At 57.4% G+C, this 18350-nt stretch carries 14 protein-coding genes; 6 read left to right on the top strand and 8 right to left on the bottom strand.

The genetic code is table 11. The annotated features are described in order from the left end of the window. Nucleotide 1: 1 nt before the first annotated feature. The 4 genes from H8S59_RS08315 to gloB all read right to left on the bottom strand — a co-directional run bounded on the left by H8S59_RS08315 (nucleotide 2) and on the right by gloB (nucleotide 6417). A complete protein-coding gene (locus tag H8S59_RS08315; protein WP_187521096.1) occupies nucleotides 2-1855 on the bottom strand; it encodes an extracellular solute-binding protein in 1854 nt (617 codons plus the stop codon). Continuing rightward, a complete protein-coding gene (locus H8S59_RS08310) occupies nucleotides 1852-3681 on the bottom strand; it encodes an ABC transporter substrate-binding protein (RefSeq protein WP_187521095.1) in 1830 nt (609 codons plus the stop codon). The genes H8S59_RS08315 and H8S59_RS08310 overlap by 4 nt, the downstream gene beginning before the upstream one ends. Before the next feature lie 270 nt (nucleotides 3682-3951). Continuing rightward, nucleotides 3952-5538: a LysM peptidoglycan-binding domain-containing protein gene (locus H8S59_RS08305; RefSeq protein ID WP_187521094.1), complete on the bottom strand. Its 1587-nt coding sequence runs from the start codon at nucleotides 5536-5538 to the stop codon at nucleotides 3952-3954. 99 nt (nucleotides 5539-5637) lie between these two features. Then, a complete protein-coding gene (gene gloB / locus H8S59_RS08300) occupies nucleotides 5638-6417 on the bottom strand; it encodes a hydroxyacylglutathione hydrolase (RefSeq protein WP_095099476.1) in 780 nt (259 codons plus the stop codon). Between the two features lie 70 nt (nucleotides 6418-6487). Here gloB and H8S59_RS08295 point away from each other — a divergent pair, with 70 nt between their 5' ends. Genes H8S59_RS08295 through H8S59_RS08280 form a run of 4 tightly spaced genes read left to right on the top strand, consistent with a single transcriptional unit; the run spans nucleotide 6488 to nucleotide 9075 of the window. Further along, nucleotides 6488-7249 (top strand): class I SAM-dependent methyltransferase, encoded by a 762-nt coding sequence (locus tag H8S59_RS08295; RefSeq protein WP_187521093.1) that lies wholly within the window; start codon nucleotides 6488-6490, stop codon nucleotides 7247-7249. Nucleotides 7250-7277: 28 nt separating this feature from the next. Further along, nucleotides 7278-7730: a ribonuclease HI gene (rnhA, locus tag H8S59_RS08290; protein WP_087274467.1), complete on the top strand. Its 453-nt coding sequence runs from the start codon at nucleotides 7278-7280 to the stop codon at nucleotides 7728-7730. Continuing rightward, nucleotides 7723-8484 carry a DNA polymerase III subunit epsilon gene (dnaQ, locus tag H8S59_RS08285; RefSeq protein WP_095099470.1) on the top strand — a complete coding sequence of 254 codons (762 nt, stop codon included), beginning with the start codon at nucleotides 7723-7725 and terminating at the stop codon, nucleotides 8482-8484. Before rnhA ends, dnaQ begins: the two co-directional genes overlap by 8 nt. 45 nt (nucleotides 8485-8529) lie before the next feature. Further along, nucleotides 8530-9075, top strand: coding sequence for a GNAT family N-acetyltransferase (locus tag H8S59_RS08280; protein WP_187521092.1), 546 nt, complete (start codon nucleotides 8530-8532; stop codon nucleotides 9073-9075). Nucleotides 9076-9309: 234 nt separating this feature from the next. Here the strand turns inward: H8S59_RS08280 and H8S59_RS08275 are convergent, their stop codons facing one another. Then, a complete protein-coding gene (locus tag H8S59_RS08275) occupies nucleotides 9310-9519 on the bottom strand; it encodes a hypothetical protein (RefSeq protein ID WP_027902834.1) in 210 nt (69 codons plus the stop codon). Nucleotides 9520-9811: 292 nt separating this feature from the next. Between H8S59_RS08275 and H8S59_RS08270 the strand changes: the two genes are divergently transcribed. Continuing rightward, on the top strand, nucleotides 9812-10375 hold the full coding sequence (locus H8S59_RS08270) for an NADPH-dependent FMN reductase (RefSeq protein ID WP_187521091.1): 564 nt from the start codon (nucleotides 9812-9814) through the stop codon (nucleotides 10373-10375). A gap of 128 nt (nucleotides 10376-10503) precedes the next feature. After that, nucleotides 10504-15666: a dermonecrotic toxin domain-containing protein gene (locus tag H8S59_RS08265; RefSeq protein ID WP_187521090.1), complete on the top strand. Its 5163-nt coding sequence runs from the start codon at nucleotides 10504-10506 to the stop codon at nucleotides 15664-15666. A 118-nt stretch (nucleotides 15667-15784) separates the two neighbouring features. Here the strand turns inward: H8S59_RS08265 and H8S59_RS08260 are convergent, their stop codons facing one another. The 3 genes from H8S59_RS08260 to H8S59_RS26780 all read right to left on the bottom strand — a co-directional run. After that, nucleotides 15785-16936, bottom strand: coding sequence for an acyl-CoA dehydrogenase family protein (locus tag H8S59_RS08260; RefSeq protein WP_095099460.1), 1152 nt, complete (start codon nucleotides 16934-16936; stop codon nucleotides 15785-15787). 3 nt (nucleotides 16937-16939) lie between these two features. Next, complete coding sequence (locus H8S59_RS08255) at nucleotides 16940-18028, bottom strand: enoyl-CoA hydratase/isomerase family protein (RefSeq protein WP_187521089.1); 1089 nt, start codon at nucleotides 18026-18028, stop codon at nucleotides 16940-16942. Nucleotides 18029-18084: 56 nt separating this feature from the next. Beyond that, on the bottom strand, nucleotides 18085-18350 hold a 266-nt coding region (locus H8S59_RS26780), incomplete at its 5' end, for a hypothetical protein (RefSeq protein WP_214658246.1).

Below are 18350 nucleotides of genomic sequence, written 5' to 3'. Positions count from 1 at the left end.
GTCAGCGCTCCTCCTTCTCGGCGTCTGCATCGGGGACAGGTTGCTGCGGCGGTGCAGGCTTCACATCCGGTTTTACCCACCAATTGGTCAGTCCGATATCCGACAAGGCCTTGGCCTCCGGATGCGCCAGGTGGTCCCAGTAGACGATGCGCCAGCTCTTGATGTGCCAGTTGGGCACCATGTAGAAGCCCCACAGCAGCACGCGATCCAGAGCTCGGGTGTGGGCGATCAGATTTTCCCGCGAGTCGGCGTTGATCAGGCCATCCACCAGCGTATCGACTGCCGGGTCTTTGAGGCCCATGAAGTTGCGGCTGCCAGCGCGGTCGGCGCTCACCGAATGGAAAAACTCACGTTGCTCGTTACCCGGCGACGAAGATTGCGGATAACTGCTGACAATCATGTCGTAGTCTCGCGAACGCAGGCGGTTCATGTATTCGGCGACATCCACGCGGCGGATGGTCAGTTCGATACCGAGGTCCTTGAGGTTGCGCTTGTAAGGCAGCATGACCCGCTCAAAGGCGGTTTGCGCCATCAGGAATTCCAGTTTGACCGGATTACCCTGCGCGTCGGTCATGTGGTCGTCCTTGATGCGCCAGCCTGCTTCTTGCAGCAACTGGTAAGCACGGCGCATTTGCGGACGAATTATGCCGCTTCCGTCGGTGGTTGGCAGCACGAATTCATCCGTGAACACCCGATCAGGAATCTTGCCGCGCAACGGCTCGAGAAGCTTCAACTCCGCGGCAGAGGGCAGGCCGCTGGAGGCCATTTCCGAATTGTCGAAGTAGCTTTTGGTGCGCGTGTAGGAGCCGTTGAACAACTGCTTGTTGGTCCATTCGAAATCAAACAGCAGCGTCAGCGCTTCACGCACTTTCGGGTCCTGGAACATCGGGCGGCGCAAATTCAAGACGAAGCCCTGCATCCCCTGCGGGTTGCCGTTTGGCAGTTCTTCCTTGATCAACCGGCCTTCGCGCACGGCAGGGATGTCATAGGCTGCGGACCAGTTTTTCGCGGTATTTTCCATGCGGTAGTCGTATTGACCGGCCTTGAGGGCCTGCAACGCCACGTCGCTGTCGCGATAGTAGTCGTAACTCATCACATCGAAGTTGTACTGGCCGCGGTTGACCGGCAAGTCCTTGGCCCAATAGTCCTTGACCCGTTCATAACGAACCAGGCGCCCGGCTTTGACTTCGGCGACCTTGTACGGGCCGCTGCCCAACGGAAACTCGAGATTGCCTTTGTTGAACTCACGTGTGGCCCAGAAATGTTTGGGCAACACCGGCAGCTGTCCGATGATCAGCGGTAATTCGCGGCTGTCGCTGTTCTTGAACTTGAACAGGACCCGCAGCGGATCCTCGACGACTACCTTGTCTACCCCGGCGTAGTACGCCCGGTACATCGGGGAGCCATCTTTCATCAAGGTATTGAAGGAAAACTCCACGTCTTCGGCGCGAATCGGGTGACCGTCATGGAAGCGTGCTTCGGGACGCAGATAAAAACGCACCCAGGTGTTGTCCGGTGCTTTTTCAATCTTGCTGGCGATCAACCCGTATTCGGTCAGAGGCTCATCCAGGCTGGAACGGGCCAGTGTGTCGTAGACCAGGCCAAGGTCTTCGGCGGGCGTGCCCTTGTTGATAAACGGGTTGAGGCTGTCGAAGCTGCCAAAACCTGCCTGGCGAATGGTGCCGCCCTTGGGCGCATCCGGGTTCACATAGTCGAAGTGCTTGAAGTTGGCGGGGTACTTCGGCGCCTCGTCATAGAGCGTCAGGGCGTGCTGGGGCGCAGCCTGGGCGGTGCAGGCAATACCGACCAGCAACAGGCCGCCAGCCTGCTTGAGCAGGGAACGCAACGGGTTCATTGGGTCTTCTCCAGAGGCTTTATCCACCACGCACGCAAACCCAGGGTGTAGGGCGGGGTGGTGACCATGGCGAACCGGTTGCGGTACGCCAGGCGATGATTGTTCAGATACCAGTTGGGGATCATGTAGTGCTGTGACAGCAGGACGCGATCCAGCGCGCGGGCGGCCGCCACTTGCGAATCCCGGGTCTGCGCGGCGAGCAGTTGATTGAGCAGGCCGTCGACTACAGGACTGGCGACGCCCGCGTAATTCTTGCTGCCCTTGATTGCGGCCTGACTGGAGTGGAAGTACTGCCACTGTTCCAGGCCGGGGCTGAGGGTCTGCGCCATGGTCATGCTGATCATGTCGAAATCGAACTGGTCCAGGCGCTGCTTGTACTGCGCACGGTCGACCGTGCGTAAGCGGGCGTCAATGCCGATCCGGCGCAGGTCTTCAATAAAAGGCTGCTGGATACGTTCAAGGCTTGGGTTGACCAGCAGGATCTCGAAACGCAGTTGCTGGTCTTTGGCATTCACCAGACCGTGATCCGACAGCTTCCAGCCCGCGTCGCCAAACAGCTTCAAGGCCTTGCGCAGGGTTTCACGCGGAATGCCGCCACCGTCGGTTTTCGACACCGTAAACGGCTGGGTGAACAGGCTGGGAGGCAATTGCTCGCGATACGCCGATAGCAGCAGCCATTCGGCACCGGTAGGCAGGCCGGTGGCGGAAAATTCGCTGTTGGGGTAGTAGCTGGTGGTACGCGAATAGGCATCGCTGAACAGGGTGCGATTGGTCCATTCGAAGTTGAACATCAGCCCCAGTGCTTCACGTACCCGTACGTCGGCGAACATGGCGCGCCGGGTGTTCATGAACAGACCCTGCGTCTGGGTCGGGATCTTGTGCTCGATCTGCGCCTTGATGACCTGGCCGTTGGCCACGGCCGGGAAGTTGTAGCCCGTGGACCAGTTCTTGGCCTGATGCTCGATGTAGATGTCGAACTCGCCTGCTTTGAAGGCTTCGAAGGCGACGTCGCTGTCGCGATAGAACTCGACTTCAACCCGGTCAAAGTTGTATTTGCCACGATTGACCGCGAGATCCTTGCCCCAGTAATCCTTGACCCGCTCGAAGACCAGTTGCCGACCGGGTTGCACCTTGGTAATCCGGTACGGCCCACTGCCCAGTGGTGGCTCGAAGGTCGTGGCTTTGAAGTCACGATCTTTCCAATAGTGTTGAGGCAGAACCGGCAACTCGCCCAAACGCAGGATCAACAGTGGATTGCCCGTGCGTTTGAAGACAAAACGAATGCGGTGGCGATTGAGAATATCGACTCGCTGCACTTCCTGAAGGGCGGTGCGGTACTGAGGATGGCCGTCTTTGAGCAGGGTGCGATAGGAGAACGCCACGTCGTAGGCAGTGATTGGCTTGCCGTCATGGAAGCGGGCCTGCGGGCGGATGTTGAAGACTACCCAGCTGCGATCTTCACTGAACTCGACACTTTGTGCGATCAGGCCATAGCTTGAAGTCGGTTCGTCGCCGGAGGGATCGTATTGACCAGTGCCCACCATCAACGGCTCGTTCAGCTCATTGACGCCGTACTGCAGGAAATTGGCCGTCGAAATCGGGCTGCTGCCCTTGAAGGTATAAGGGTTGAGCGTGTCGAACGAGCCAAAAGCCATCATTCTCAAGGTGCCACCTTTCGGCGCCTCGGGGTTTACCCAGTCGAAATGCGTAAAACTGGCTGGATACTTGAGAACACCGAACTGCGCGTAGCCATGACTCTCGCTGATGGCCGCGTAGACGGGAAAGCTCAAGGCCAGGCTGATGATGAGCAGGAAGGGACGTATCACGATCCAGACGGCTTGGGCTTTTGGGTCGTCAACAGTAACAGCTTGTATCGACAGGAAAAAGGGTGGAGTGGAGAGCCTGTTGGCGCGCGGCTTCTGTGGGAGCGGTGCTTGTGCAATGTCGTGGGACCGGCTTTAGACGGGAAGAGTCCGGAACACTCACTGATAATAAGGCTTCAGGAATACCGCTTTCCCGGCTAAAGCCGGTCCCACGTCCGCTCGCAGGCGAACATGGAACCTCCCACAGGTCGATAGCCAGGTTTGACAATGCGATCAATGCGGCAGATAAACCGTCAACGTCTGACCCGGCTTGAGAGCCGAGCCGCTGCGCGGGTTCCAGCGCTTGAGATGTTGCATCTCCACGTTGAAGCGTTTGGCAACCAGGTACATCGAGTCGCCTTTCTGGATCTTGTACTGCATGGACTTCTTGTCAGCCGGAGCGGCACTGGCGGTCGCCGTGCTTCTGGCTTTCGGGGTGTTGTCCTGCATTACCAGGGTCTGACCGACCTTGAGGTTCTGCCCGGAAAGCTTGTTCCAGCGCTGCAGATCCTTGACATCGACCTTGTTCGCCTTGGCGATGATCGACAGGTTTTCACCGCTCTTGACCGTGTAGTTTCTGCTGCGAGCTGGTTTTTCGTTACGCGCCAACTCTTCGAATACCGGTTTTGAAGGCGTCATGCCCGGCTGAGTCGGAATGCTCAACGATTGCCCCAGGCGCAAATTGTTGCTGGACAGACCGTTGGTGCTTTTCAGCGAGTCGACTGAAACCTGATAGCGGCTGGCTAGGCTGGCGAGTGTGTCGCCCTTGCGAACCCGGTACTGCTTCCAGTCCACCAACTCCTGAGGTTGCATGTTCGACAGGCTGGCGGTCAGCAGTTGCGTCTTGGCCGTTGGCACCAGCAGATGCTTGGGACCATCGATGGTCATGCGCTTCTTGTAAGCGGGATTGAGCTGGATCAGTTCGTCTTCGTCGATGTTGGCCATGGCGGCGACCTTGGAAAGGTCCACGCGCTGATTCAGTTCTACAACGTCGAAATACGGTTCGTTGGCGATTGGATTAAGGTTGACGCCATAGGCTTCGGGTGCCAGCACCACTTGGGACAGCGCCAGCAGTTTGGGCACGTAGTCCTTGGTTTCCTGGGGCAGAGGCAAATTCCAGTAGTCGGTCGGCAGACCGAGCTTGTCGTTACGCTCTATAGCCCGGCTGACCGTGCCTTCACCCGCGTTATAAGCCGCCAGTGCCAGAAGCCAGTCGCCGTTGAACATATCGTGCAGACGTGTCAGGTAATCCAGTGCGGCAACGGTGGACGCCTGAATGTCACGGCGACCGTCGTAGAAGTTGGTTTGACGCAGGTTGAAGTAACGCCCGGTGGACGGGATGAACTGCCACAGACCTACTGCCTGACTTCGGGAGACCGCCATGGGGTTGTAGGCGCTTTCGATGACCGGAAGCAGCGCCAGCTCAAGCGGCATATTGCGCTCTTCGAGGCGTTCAACGATGTAGTGCATGTACAGACTGCCGCGTTCACCGGCGTTCTCAAGGAACGACGGGTTGTTGGCGAACCAGAGGCGTTGCTGGTCAATGCGAGGGTTCAGGCCGTTGCCTTGTTGCAACTGGAAGCCCTGACGCATGCGCTCCCAGACATCTTGCGGTGGCGCAAGTGGGGCCGGTTTATGAGAGAGAAAGATCGGTTTTTGCTTGATGCCCGCGGCCAGATTGGGCGTGCGGTGGCTACTGCTGGGTTCGACGTGGCTAGTGGTCTGGCAGCCGGCGAGCGTGGCGCTCACGGCTACGGCAATAGCCTGAGCTAACCGAGTCAATGCGTCTGAATTAAGGGTGCTGCGTATAGATGACGACATTGGCTGGGAGATAGTTCCAGGCGAAAATGTCGGGCGATTCTAGAAACCCCCCTGCCAATGGTCAACCTTTGAGAACTTTCAGGGTCCAGGTCGCGCTTTTTAGAACGTATCCTTCCAGGCCCTCAGGGCAGCAAAAATCTCGCTTGGCGACTGATTATCGGTCCCGGTCCGTTCGTCCGCTTTTTGTTTAACAGATGTTTCACTGGTGCGAATGAACGGGTTTGTGAGACGTTCCAGAGCAAGATTTGACGGCAGGCTGATGCGATTTTCACTGCGCCACTGGCTGACTTGTGCCAGGCGCTCTGCAATGTGGGTGTTGTGAGGCTCAACCGCTTGGGCGAAGCGCAGATTACTCAGTGTGTATTCGTGAGTGCAGTACACAAGCGTGTCATCTGGATATTCGTTCAGGCGACCCAGCGACTGGTGCATTTGTACTGGTGTGCCCTCGAACAGACGCCCACAACCCGCCGCGAAAAGTGTGTCGCCACAGAACAACAACGGCTTCTCTGACCTTGCGTGGTAAAAAGCAATGTGGCCAAGGGTGTGGCCAGGTACGAGAATGACGTCGAAATCCAGCCCCAGTACGTTGATTTGATCGCGATCGGCAAGGCTGATGTCCCGCGCCGGAATGTTTTCCGTCGCAGGACCGGCGACCTGGGCGCCCGTGCGTTGTTTGAGTTGCGCGACGCCGCCCACATGGTCGTGGTGATGGTGAGTGATCAGGATATCGCTCAGGGTCCAGTCCGGATGTTGCTCCAGCCACTCGATGACCGGTGCAGCATCGCCCGGATCCACCACAGCACAGCGTTTGCTGGAAGGATCTTGTAACAACCAGATGTAGTTGTCGGTAAAAGCCGGCAGGGCATCAATCTGTATCATGGCGCAGTTCGCTTAGCTGGAAACAATGAGGCATCTTAGAGTCTGATGACGCTCGATGCGAGGATCACACATGACCGATGAAGCATTCGCGCAGGCTGATCCCGAGTGGCTGGCGCTGATCAGTTCAGCGCGCGACTGGCTGTCAGGCCCGTTGGGCCAGCTTTTATTGCATGAGGAGCGGCGGGTTCTGGAAGAAGAACTCGGGCGCTTTTTTGGGGGTTATCTGGTGCATTACGGTCCTTCGGCCGAAACACCGCCCGCTGCACAGCAGGTTCAGCGCAATGTGCGCCTGGGCGCGCCCTTGCCCGGGGTGGAGATTGTCTGTGAAGAACAGGCCTGGCCCCTCAGCGAGCATGCCGCCGACGTCGTGGTCATGCAGCACGGTCTGGATTTCTGCCTGTCACCCCACGGTTTGTTGCGCGAGGCAGCCAGCAGCGTGCGGCCCGGCGGCCATTTGTTGATTGTTGGTATCAACCCCTGGAGCACGTGGGGCCTGCGGCATGTTTTTGCCAAAGACGCGTTGCACAAGGCTCGCTGCATTTCCCCGTCAAGGGTCGCCGACTGGCTGAATCTGCTGGGCTTCGCGCTGGAGAAGCGCCGCTTCGGGTGCTATCGTCCGCCGCTTGCTGCCGCGAGCTGGCAAGCACGTCTCTCTGGTCTGGAGCGTCTCGGCGATGGCTGGCAAAGCCCCGGCGGCGGCTTCTATTTATTGGTTGCACGCAAGCTGGTGGTAGGATTGCGACCTTTGCGGGAGTTACGCCGCGAGCCCATGGGCAAGCTGATCCCGCTGCCCATGGCCAAGGTCAACCGAGACACGTGCGAGCCTGAATAGCAAAGCCAACCCATTCTGGATGTTTGTAATGAGCGATACCGTTGAACTGTTCACTGATGGCGCCTGCAAGGGCAATCCCGGGCCTGGCGGCTGGGGCGCGTTGCTGGTCTGCAAGGGCGTTGAAAAGGAACTGTGGGGCGGCGAAGCCAATACCACCAATAACCGCATGGAGCTGCTGGGTGCCATTCGCGGCCTGGAAGAACTCAAGCGTCCCTGCGAAGTTCTGCTGGTGACCGATTCGCAGTACGTGATGAAAGGCATCACCGAGTGGATGGTCAACTGGAAGAAGCGCGGCTGGAAAACGGCTGCCAAGGAACCGGTCAAGAACGCCGATCTCTGGAAACTGCTGGATGAACAAGTCAATCGCCACACCGTGACCTGGAAATGGGTCCGCGGCCACATTGGTCACCCTGGTAACGAACGGGCAGACCAGTTGGCCAACCGTGGTGTGGATGAAGTAAGAGGCATCAAACATGCGTAGCGTAGTACTCGATACCGAAACGACCGGTATGCCGGTCACCGATGGCCACCGGGTGATCGAGATCGGTTGCGTCGAACTGATGGGCCGCCGCCTCACCGGGCGGCATTTCCACGTGTATCTGCAACCGGACCGGGAAAGTGACGAAGGCGCTATCGGCGTCCACGGTATCACCAACGAATTTCTGGTCGGCAAGCCGCGCTTCGCTGAAGTGGCGGATGAGTTCTTCGAATTCATCAAAGGTGCGCAACTGATCATTCACAACGCGGCGTTCGACGTTGGCTTCATCAACAACGAATTTGCCCTGATCGGTCAGCAGGACAGAGCTGATATCACTCAGCACTGCACCGTGCTCGACACCTTGATGATGGCCCGTGAGCGTCACCCGGGTCAGCGCAACAGCCTCGATGCGTTGTGCAAACGTTATGGCGTCGACAACTCCGGCCGTGAATTGCACGGCGCATTGCTCGACTCCGAGATTCTCGCTGACGTCTATCTGACCATGACCGGCGGCCAGACCAGTCTGTCGCTGGCAGGTAACGCCAGTGACGGCAATGGTTCTGGTGAAGGTTCAGGTAATACGGCAACCGAAATTCGTCGTTTGCCGGCTGACCGTCAGCCATGCCGTGTCATTCGTGCCAGTGAAAACGACCTGGCCGAACACGATGTGCGCATGGCGGCCATTGCCAAGGCAGCTGGCGCCCCGGCGTTGTGGGTGCAGTTACAGGAAGCCGCAGCCGCTGCCCGACAGGCGTAACGCAACGCTCGACCGATTCATTGGCAACTGAATGGACTCACGAACTTGGCTAATCCGGCACTGAGCATTCGCGTTGCAGACGAATGCTTCGAGGACTACATCCTCAACAGCGAATTCACTTTCACGGTCAGCGGTTATGCGGCGGTGCAAGTGGGGCAGCGTGTTGAGCAATGGCAGGTCGAAGCGGTCGAGCCTTACAGCAAAAACTATGGCATCGACTCTCAGGAATTTTGCGACCATCGGGACGCCGCCGACAGCACGGTGATGGTTGCCTGGCTGGACGAGCGTGCCGTAGGGCACATGGTCCTGAGTCGGCACTGGAACGGTTTTGCGCACGTCGACGAGTTGGCCGTCGATGCATCGGCGCGCCGTAACGGTGTGGCGCGGTCGCTGCTGGATGTCGCGCAGTTCTGGACGCGCAAGCAGAATTTGCCAGGCATCATGCTGGAAACCCAGAACAACAACCTGGCTGCTTGCCGGTTATACGAGCAGTATGGATTCGTTGTCGGTGGGGTAGACCACCTGCGTTACCGCGCCATCGACCCTCAGACACGCGAATCCGCGATCTTCTGGTATCTATTGTTTAGCTGACCAGCTGTGCCTAGCCGTAGGACCGGCTTTAGCCGGGAGGGCTGAATATCAAGCCACACAGACACTGCTGGCGCATCGATCTGCTCGCGGCTGAAGCCGCTCCTACGAGTTGCGCGTAACCGGGAAGACGATGAAATGTCTGTGGTTATACCGGCCTCTTCCCGGCTAAAGCCGGTCCCACGTCATGAGCAGAGCCTGTGAGAACCGGATCGCTCCTCCAGACCGCCGACCGTATCAGGACGTACGAGTCATGGTTATGCCGGACTGGACCAGCTGAAACTCATCGCCACCCAGATGGTTGACCCGGTCGCCAATCGCCAGCTTGTAGATTGAAACAGGCTCCGTGCCACTCGCTTCAGACAGCTGTTCCCGGAACTCATGCACCGAATAAACACGGCCTTCGGCATCGCGTGCATGAAATTGTCCAACCTTGATTGAAGCCATTTGCTTTGTAACCTCTGAAGATAACCGCATGTTTACTGTTGCATGCTAACACTGCGCATCGAGCGTCGGGTTCACATCTTGCATGACTCTGACAAAACGTCGTGCGCAGTACGCAATCAAGCGAAGTAGACCGCTGTTTGGCCGTGGAGTTTGCCCGCGATTAAAAAATAGTCATGGCCGGATTTTGGGCTGTTTGTGCTGTTTAATGCTCAATCACAGCAATGCAATCTGCACCTTGGCCGCGACTTGATCTATAACTAGTGGCTCTTTTCATACGTTGAAGGAAATATTCATGAGTCAGGTTTACTCAATCGCCGTAGTAGTGGGCAGTCTGCGCGCTGATTCCATCAACCGTAAGATCGCTCTGGCCCTCGCTGACCTGGCCCCGGCCAGCCTGCAACTGAAGATTGTCGAAATCGGTGATTTGCCGCTGTACAACGAAGACATCGACACGGCTACTTCAAGCCCCGAGAGCTACACGGCGTTCCGTCAGCAAATCAGCGCAGCCGATGGCGTGTTGTTCGTGACACCTGAATACAATCGATCGGTTCCGGGTGCCCTGAAGAACGCCATTGACGTGGGCTCGCGTCCTTACGGTAAAAGCGCCTGGAGTGGCAAGCCCGGTGCGGTGATCAGTGCTTCACCAGGCGCCATCGGCGGGTTCGGTGCCAACCATCATCTGCGTCAGGCCCTGGTCTTTCTAAACGTACCGTGCTTGCAGCAGCCGGAGGCCTATCTGGGCAATGCCGGGACATTCTTCGATGCAGCGGGGACGCTCTCCGAGCAGACCAAGCCTTTCCTGCAAACCTTCATCAATGCCTATGCGACCTGGGTCGAGCAGAACCACAAAGCCTGAGTGGTCTGATATTGGCAATACACTGCTTTATGTACCGTCGGTAATGATTTAGCCCCCGATAAGCTCCTTCGCTCTTTCAATCCATCGCCCTGAGTGGCGATGGGTTTTTATTGCAAAAGGAACTTGTCATGTCAGCTACAGACTCACCCTGGTTTTATTCCGGGTCGCTTGACTCACGATTTTCCCAGGACATCGACGATGCGCTTCAGGCGGAGCGCATCACTGATCCGCAAGCCACCTGGCTTCGATTGCTCATTGATCCGCAGGACGAGGAGGCCACCGCGCCGCGGGTTGATTTGCTGTCCCGTGGCGACGGCGGGCTGATGCATGCCGAACTGGCAGGCGCGCTGTTGATCAGTGACTCGAAAAACCTCACACCTGAGGTTTATCTGTGCACGGCCCTGAACGGTGTAGAGCGATTCGATGATCGTCAGGCATTAGTGGCCGGGTTGACGACCCGGTATGGCCTGCAATATGGCGATCCGAATCAATTCGAGTATGAGCTGATTGAAGGACGGCTGTCCGAGCAGCGCATGTTCGCAATCATTGATCAGCAGGCGCAGCAGCTCCAACAAATGGCTGAACACTTGCAGCGTGTACCCTCGTTGCAGAAGGCCATAGGCCATAACCTGCAACAAGAGGTCGATACGCGTTTTCCAGGGACGACGATCAACGTGCTGACCCATATTGCTCAGGTGAAGCAGCTGGACAGTTCGAAACAGGATGGTGTCACTTTGGGTACGCAGACTCTGGTCGACGTGGCGACCAGGGCCTGGTGCGGGAGGCCGCTGGGCATCGGTATACGTCAGCAGTGGCTGGACAGCGAGGGGCGGGAACTGGCGGGGGACGAGGCAAGATCCTGGCAACGAGCGGTCACCAGCAGCAGCGGGCTGGTCGGTGTCTATGAAAACCTGCTGGAGGATTACTGGCGTACCCCGATAGAGGGCGACATGAGCCTCCGGGATCTGGCAGGACAGGCTTTTATCGGGTGTTTCCGTCAGCATTTGCTGAGCAGCCGACAGGACGGCACCGTCACTGCGGCGGAATACGCCGCGCTCAAATCACTGTGCCAACCGGGTGAAAGCGTATCGCACGAGGTCGAGATGTCGCGGTTATCCATCGCGATACACAATCAGGACCCGCTCAAGCTGGCAGGCGTTATCTTGATCGGTTTCAGCTCGAGTGAACTGCCGGACGTTTTTCTGTACAGCGCGAAACCGGGCTTGCGGCGCTTCAGCAGCGTCGGAGCCGTCGCTGAGTACTTTTTCAGGATCGAAGGTCGAGCAGAAGTTCTCGGCTACACATCGCTTGATGACGACCTGTTGCTGCGCGCTCAGGGGAACGTGCATTTACGTCTCGACCCGGTGAGCAAAACGCCCTTCATCAGGCTCGTGGATTCGGTCATTGCGCTGCAAAAGCGCAACCTCGCGAGCATTCTCAAACTGGGTTTCAAATCGCCTGCTCACGCGTCGGTAGCCGTTGCTGGAGCGCTCGATATCCGTAGATTGCTCGATCCCCGGCTCTTGCTCCCAGATGACGCCAAGTCATGGAGCAAAGAGATGGAAAGCTCCGAGGAACTCTGGTCCAGCTTCAGTTCGCCGTCCAGAATGTCCTCACTGGATATCCATCTCAAGGATGCAGGCAACGCCGCGCCGTTACTTTGGGCGACTTATCTGCGTGATACACGCATGCGGATTGACAGTATTCTCGATGCTCATCCCGCTGTTACGGATTGCGCTCGCCGATTGCTGAACCGGTATTTTTCGGTACTGCACGATGACGCTGTCGATGCCCAGCGCATGTGGTATCGCGAGGACGACGACAGCGTTGTCAGTCTGGTGGTGTTACTGGTCGAGCGGGTGACCGGCCACCGCCAGGCAAAGGTCTCGCAGGATTGCCTTGTTTATTTTGACCCGCTTGATTCGGTGTACTCCCGGCATCTGACGTGGCTGACACCTGATTTGCTCAATCACGTGATGGATCGCGCGCAAAGAGCATTCACCGGCGAATATTTCCGGCAGATCAGAAGCTTTCACGGATCACACCTGCGGGTAGCCGGCTCCAGCGTCATTTCGGCCAATGCCTCGCGGTTGATTCGGGAGGGGTTGCTCAGGCTGGCCTTGAGCATGCACGGCAAAGCCCGAGAGGTGAGCAGTCACGGGCTGGGCATGCTTCAGCAGGTTCTTGATCGGCCGGTGTTCAAACTGCGCGAGCACTTTGGTTTCGAGGCCGTCGAAGTCTCGGTTCCGTTTCTTGTTTATGACAGTAATCAGCCTCCGATAAAGCTCACCAATGTCTTTATCCTTCAGCAGCCATTGAATGGCGATGGGAAGCCGCTGCAATGTTCGGCGGTGCTTGGCTTGCGGGAGTTCGAAAGCCTCAGTGACCTTCAACTGGATCTCAATGCCAGGCTGGCCTATCCCGAGTCTCGAGACAGGTGGTTGGCCCTGGTGGCCGAAGCTGACCGGCACAGGCTCCATAATTACTTCAGGCAAGGCCTCAGCCAACCCATTACTGTCAGCCTGGCGCGGGTCGAAAATGATTTTATCAAGCATCTGGTGGATGACGAATGGCGCAGGCAATGCCTTGGCATCGAAGCGGTTTACCGTACGGCAGTTGAATGGCAAGCCGACGCCGGGCTGCTGAAAAAAATGCTGGTTCCCATGGAATCAGACGACAAGGCGCGTACCGTGATAGATACGTTGTCTGGCCAGCTGGAGTTCTCGTTGCTGGCCGGACGTTTGCCTGACTGGCTGAAAAAGGCTTCTGAACGCGATTTGCTGGCGTTCAGAGAATTGATGGTGCGCTTCTGGCAGCTTTACACCTCGAAGCAGAGAATCGTGTCGCTCTCCAGTCTGGATCAGTACACCGTCGTGCAACTGCGAGAGCGGCTAGAGAAGGATTACCCCACCGCACAACTTGATCCCGAGCAAATATCGATCACCCTCACTCACTACACCGTGGCACCCGTTGGTACCGGCCAGGTGCCGTCTTCAATTCCTGCGGCGACCAGCACCCTCAGCGAATCGTTGTCTGACTTCGCCATCAATCGTTTTTCCAATTTCCAGGATGCGTCGCTCAGTGTCTCGACTAATGGCACGACACCTCTACCTGCCTCGCTGGACGCAATTTATGTGCGCAATCTGGCGCGAACGCTGGATATCGGTACCGGGTATCAGCAATATCTGGCTGGCAAGTTCAAGGAAACCGCGCCGGACTATGCCGAGCGCCTCGGGCAGTTTCTCGAGCAAGCCCCTTGTGCGCTGCTTCTCGCCGCCTTTCAGTCCATGCTCGAAGGGAAGCTGACCAGCACGGCGTACAACCTCATTGAAAACGTGGTCAGCATGCCCGATGGCTTCGCACGGCTGCCCCTTGACGGCCGAAAGATTATTTTCTGCCCGCTGCAGTTGCTGCCCGCTCCAGACTACCTCGTCGACGTGGCTGCGGGGATTTACCTGATTGGCCCGGAAAAACAGGATGAGGGGCCCTGGATCCTGCACATGATTGCCAATCCGGACTACATCTTCAAGGAATACGCCAGCCAGAGTGATTTTCTCACCGACCTGCAAACCAACGAAGAGCTGCAGGCTCTGGTCCTTGAGCGCCTGGATCCAACGGTGCGATTTATCTACAACCGGGGAGGTTTCCTGCAGCCGCGTCTCTCCTGGTTTGTCGGGGGGGTTAGCGATCTGGGTGAATCTCACCCAGGGCCTGTGCAAATCAAGGTCGAAGCGACGCAGGAAAACTTTTTGTCCTGCCTGTTTCGTGCTGCGCAACAGGTGATGATGCTTATTGCGAAAAGAAGCAGTGTCACCACCGCTGAGGCCGACCGCGCCGAGATGCGCTACCTGATGCTGCTGGGGGCTGAGCAGTCCCTGACGTTTTTACCCGGAAGGGTTGGCGGGCTTCTGGGGTTATGGCAGGCAAAAGACCTGTTTCATTCGTCACTCAATTCGGCCAACCATGATGAGTGGGGCGAGGCGGCTGCCGAATTTGCAGCCGCATTACTGGTGCTGATCTCCACTGGTCAGCAGTTGGGTGGAGAGACTTCGCTACTGGCGGAAGGCGACAGAGACCCCGAGGAACTGGCGGAATCCCACTGGCATGATCAGCAAATGCAGCGGGAGCTGGACATTCGTCTGCGGCAGTTCGAAGTGCACGATATATCACTGAGCCAGCTGGAAAAAAATGATGCGCTCCAGGTTTTCAAAGATCCGGCGACGCTCAAGCAATACGCCGCGGTGTCCGGCAGGGTGTTCCAGGTAAAAAAAGCCCTGAAGGGCTGGTGTGTGATTGAAGGGGAGAAAGAGGGGCCTCTGATCAGGCTGGATGCTCACAAACGCTGGGAATTTGATACTGACCTGGGTAGCAGACGCAATGGTGGTGCGCTTACCCGGTTCAAGACCGATCTGACAGATCGCAACGTCGATGACGTCTTTGTCGTTGAGGCTCGTGGGATGGCCGAGATCCAGCGTCTGTACCCGCTAAAGGCCACGCAGATTGTCGAAGCTCATCGCCAGGCACGGATCTACCTGCGTTACGCTCTGGAAAATCTGACCGTTCGTGCCACGCGCCGCGTTCTGGATCCTCGTGTCGAGCAAATCATCAAAGACTTCTTCGGGGTCACAAGCCTGAGTAACAAGCTTGTCATCCCCATCAAACAAGCGATCACCGATATCTACCGATTGGTGCTGGACCCTACGCTGTCGCCACATTCTTCACCCCGTTATGTGGTCGGAACCAACAAGCTCAACTCCCGAGGCACGACGGCCTTCACTTATACGAATGATCCATTGCAACGGGTGTTTTTCAGTGAGCGGTATTTCTGTTCACCGTTTGTCCGCCTCAAACCAGCGCAATCGCGCCTGGGTGGTTTTAACACCGGTGCCCATTACCGGGCGACTGCACTGATTCATGAGCTTTCGCACATTGCCGGCAAAACCGTAGACATCGTTTATGTGGATTCAGAACTTCCGTTCCTCGATCTGCTAGAAGATGCCGGCGAGTATCGGGCGCGTTTGAAAAGAGAGCAGGCGAAACACCAGAGCAAGTTGTCCCATCTCACCCCTCGTGATGAGTTGTTTCTGATCGAAGACGAGGGAGTGTTGCGGGACCTCAAATCAGAGGATGGCGGGGCTAAACAGAGGGTCCTGAAGCTGACGGGAGCTCCGACCATTGATGCTGCCCGGGATGTCTTTCTCGATGATGCGCATGCACGCGCCAAAATCATCATGAGCAATGCCGATTCCATGGCCTTGCTGGTAACGCTGCTGGGGCGTGAGCGGTTTTGAGTCACTACATGATCTGATTTGCCGTGGGACCGGCCTTAGCCGGGAAGGCTGCCTTCCTGACGATAGAGATGCTGCGGCTGTACCGGCCCTTTCCCGGCTAAGCCGGTCCACGCAAGGATTAGATCAGATAATGCTTCAGCTCCCGCGCAATCAACAGTCGCTGGATTTCGCTGGAACCCTCGTAGATCTGGGTGATGCGGGCATCCCGGTAATAGCGCTCGACGGGATAGTCCTCAAGATAGCCATACCCACCGTGAATCTGGATCGCTTTGGAGCAGACCGACTCGGCCATCTCTGAGGCGAACAACTTGGCCTGCGATGCTTCTGACAAACAGGGTTGGCCCGCACTGCGCAGTCGCGCTGCGTGCAGGACCAGCAAGCGTGTTGCATTGATGCGGGTATGCATGTCGGCAAGCAGGTTGGAGATGCTTTGATGCTCGATGATTGGCTTGTCGAACTGCACCCGTTCCCGTGCGTAGGTCAACGCCGCTTCAAACGCAGCGCGGGCGATGCCAAGCGCCTGAGCGGCAATGCCGATTCGCCCACCTTCAAGGTTCGAGAGGGCGATGGCCAGGCCTTTGCCGCGCTCGCCAAGTAGATTGGCGGCAGGAATACGGCAGTTGTTTAGCGTCACAGCGCAGGTATCGGATGCCCGAATACCCATCTTGTGTTCTGAGCGGTCCACCACATAACCGGGGTTGTCGGTGGGCACCAGAAACGCCGAAAGGCCTTTTTTGCCCAGCTCCGGGTCGGTGACCGCAAACACAATCGCCAACTGTGCCCGTTTACCATTGCTGACGAACTGCTTGGCACCGTTGATTATCCACTCGTCGCCTTGCAGCACGGCCCGCGTGCGCAAGTTATGAGCTTCAGAACCGGCATGCGGTTCGGTCAAACAGAAACAGCCAATGGCTCGCCCGCTGGCCAATTCGGCCAGCCAGGTGTGTTTCTGTTCCTGGCTGCCGTAATTCAGAATCGGCCCGCAACCCACCGAGCTGTGCACGCTCATCAAGGTGCCTGTTGCGGCATCAGCAGCAGAAATTTCTTCGACTGCCAGCGCGTAGGCCACGTAGTCGATGTAGGTACCGCCCCATTCCTCGGGCACGATCATGCCCAGCAAACCCAGATCGCCCATCTTGCTGACCAGTACGTCATCAATCCAGCCAGCTTTCTCCCAGGCTTGCGCATGAGGCGCGATCTCGTTGCGGGCGAAATCCCGGGCCATGTCGCGGATCATGACTTGTTCTTCGGTGAGTTCGATATCGTGCATCACTCAATCTCCATGGCCGCTGAAAAAGCTTTGCACACGCTCGGCGCTTAACGCTTGAACAGTGGGCGGATTCCATTGCGGCTTCTTGTCTTTATCGATGATCAGTGCGCGGACACCTTCGATCAGGTCGCCTTGCTCAAACCATTGTCGATCCAGATGCAGCTCCATCGCGAAGCAGTCCTCCAGCGACAGATGACGCCCGCGCCGGAGCATTTCCAGCGTCACGGCCATTGCCAGTGGCGAGCGGCTCTCCATCAGCGTTGCGGTGTTCAAAGCCCAGGTATGGGTGTCGAACACGGCAACTTCACGCAGCTGTTCGATGATGCTCGTGATGTCCGGCTGCGCGAAGTAATGGTCGATGGCGGGCCGCAGTTGTTCCATCGGTGGATCAGGCAAGCGCTGACTGGCGACTTTCGCCAACGCTCCTTGCAGATCCTTGAGTGGCTGATTGCGCCATTGCAGGCGGTCGAGCTTTCTGTCCAGCTCTGTCAGCGCGTCGCTGTGCAGATACCAGTCCGCCAGGCCGCAGTACAAAGCGTCTGCCGCGCCGATCTGCGCGCCCGTCACCCCCAGATAAATCCCCAGCTCGCCGGGAATTCTCGGCAGAAAGTAACTGCCACCTACATCCGGAAAGTATCCGATGGCCACTTCCGGCATAGCCAGGCGGCTTCGCTCTGTGACCACCCGCAGATCCGCGCCCTGCACCAGTCCCATACCGCCCCCCAGGACATAACCGTCCATGAGCGCGACAACCGGCTTGCGGTAACGGTGAATAGTCAGGTCCAGGGCATATTCTTCGACAAAGAAAGCCTGATGCAGGGTCTCGCCATTTTTGAAGCTGTCGTAAAGCGAACGAATATCGCCACCGGCGCAAAACGCCTTTTCTCCGGCACCGCGCAGGACTACGGCGTACACCGAGTCATCCCGGGCCCAGGCGTCCAGTTGCGCCTGAAGACTGCGCACCATGCTCAGGTCAATGGCGTTCAGATCCGCCGGGCGATTGAGTGTCAGGTGGCCGATGTGATTGCGCACCTCGGCCAGAATGCTGTTGTCGGTGAGCGTCTTGAGGGCAGTTGAAGCAGATGCAGTCATTACAAACTCCCTGTTCGTTTTTGTTTTATAGGCTGCGAGAGATGACAGTCACGATGCTAACAGTGCAAATTTGCAAAAGACAGCCGGTAAAGGTGCATAGTCCTAGGGCGTTCTTGCAGGGTGCGGTTGATATCCATGATGCGTTTGTTCTTGTGTGCATATCCATTTTTGCGGTGAAGGCTGACATTGGTTGCGCTTTTACAGCGCCTCACTTTTGAAAGGAGCGCAAAAGTAAGCAAAACGCTCTTGCCCCACCACTGGGTGCCTCGCTGTCGCTCGGCATACCCGTAATCCGACATTACTGCGTGGGGCCGCCGCCACC

The sequence above is a fragment of the Pseudomonas folii genome (assembly GCF_014357575.1).
In the GTDB taxonomy this organism is placed as follows: domain Bacteria; phylum Pseudomonadota; class Gammaproteobacteria; order Pseudomonadales; family Pseudomonadaceae; genus Aquipseudomonas; species Aquipseudomonas folii.
The sequence above is the reverse complement of the archived record's forward strand: the minus strand, read 5'-3'. Positions and strand labels throughout refer to the sequence as shown.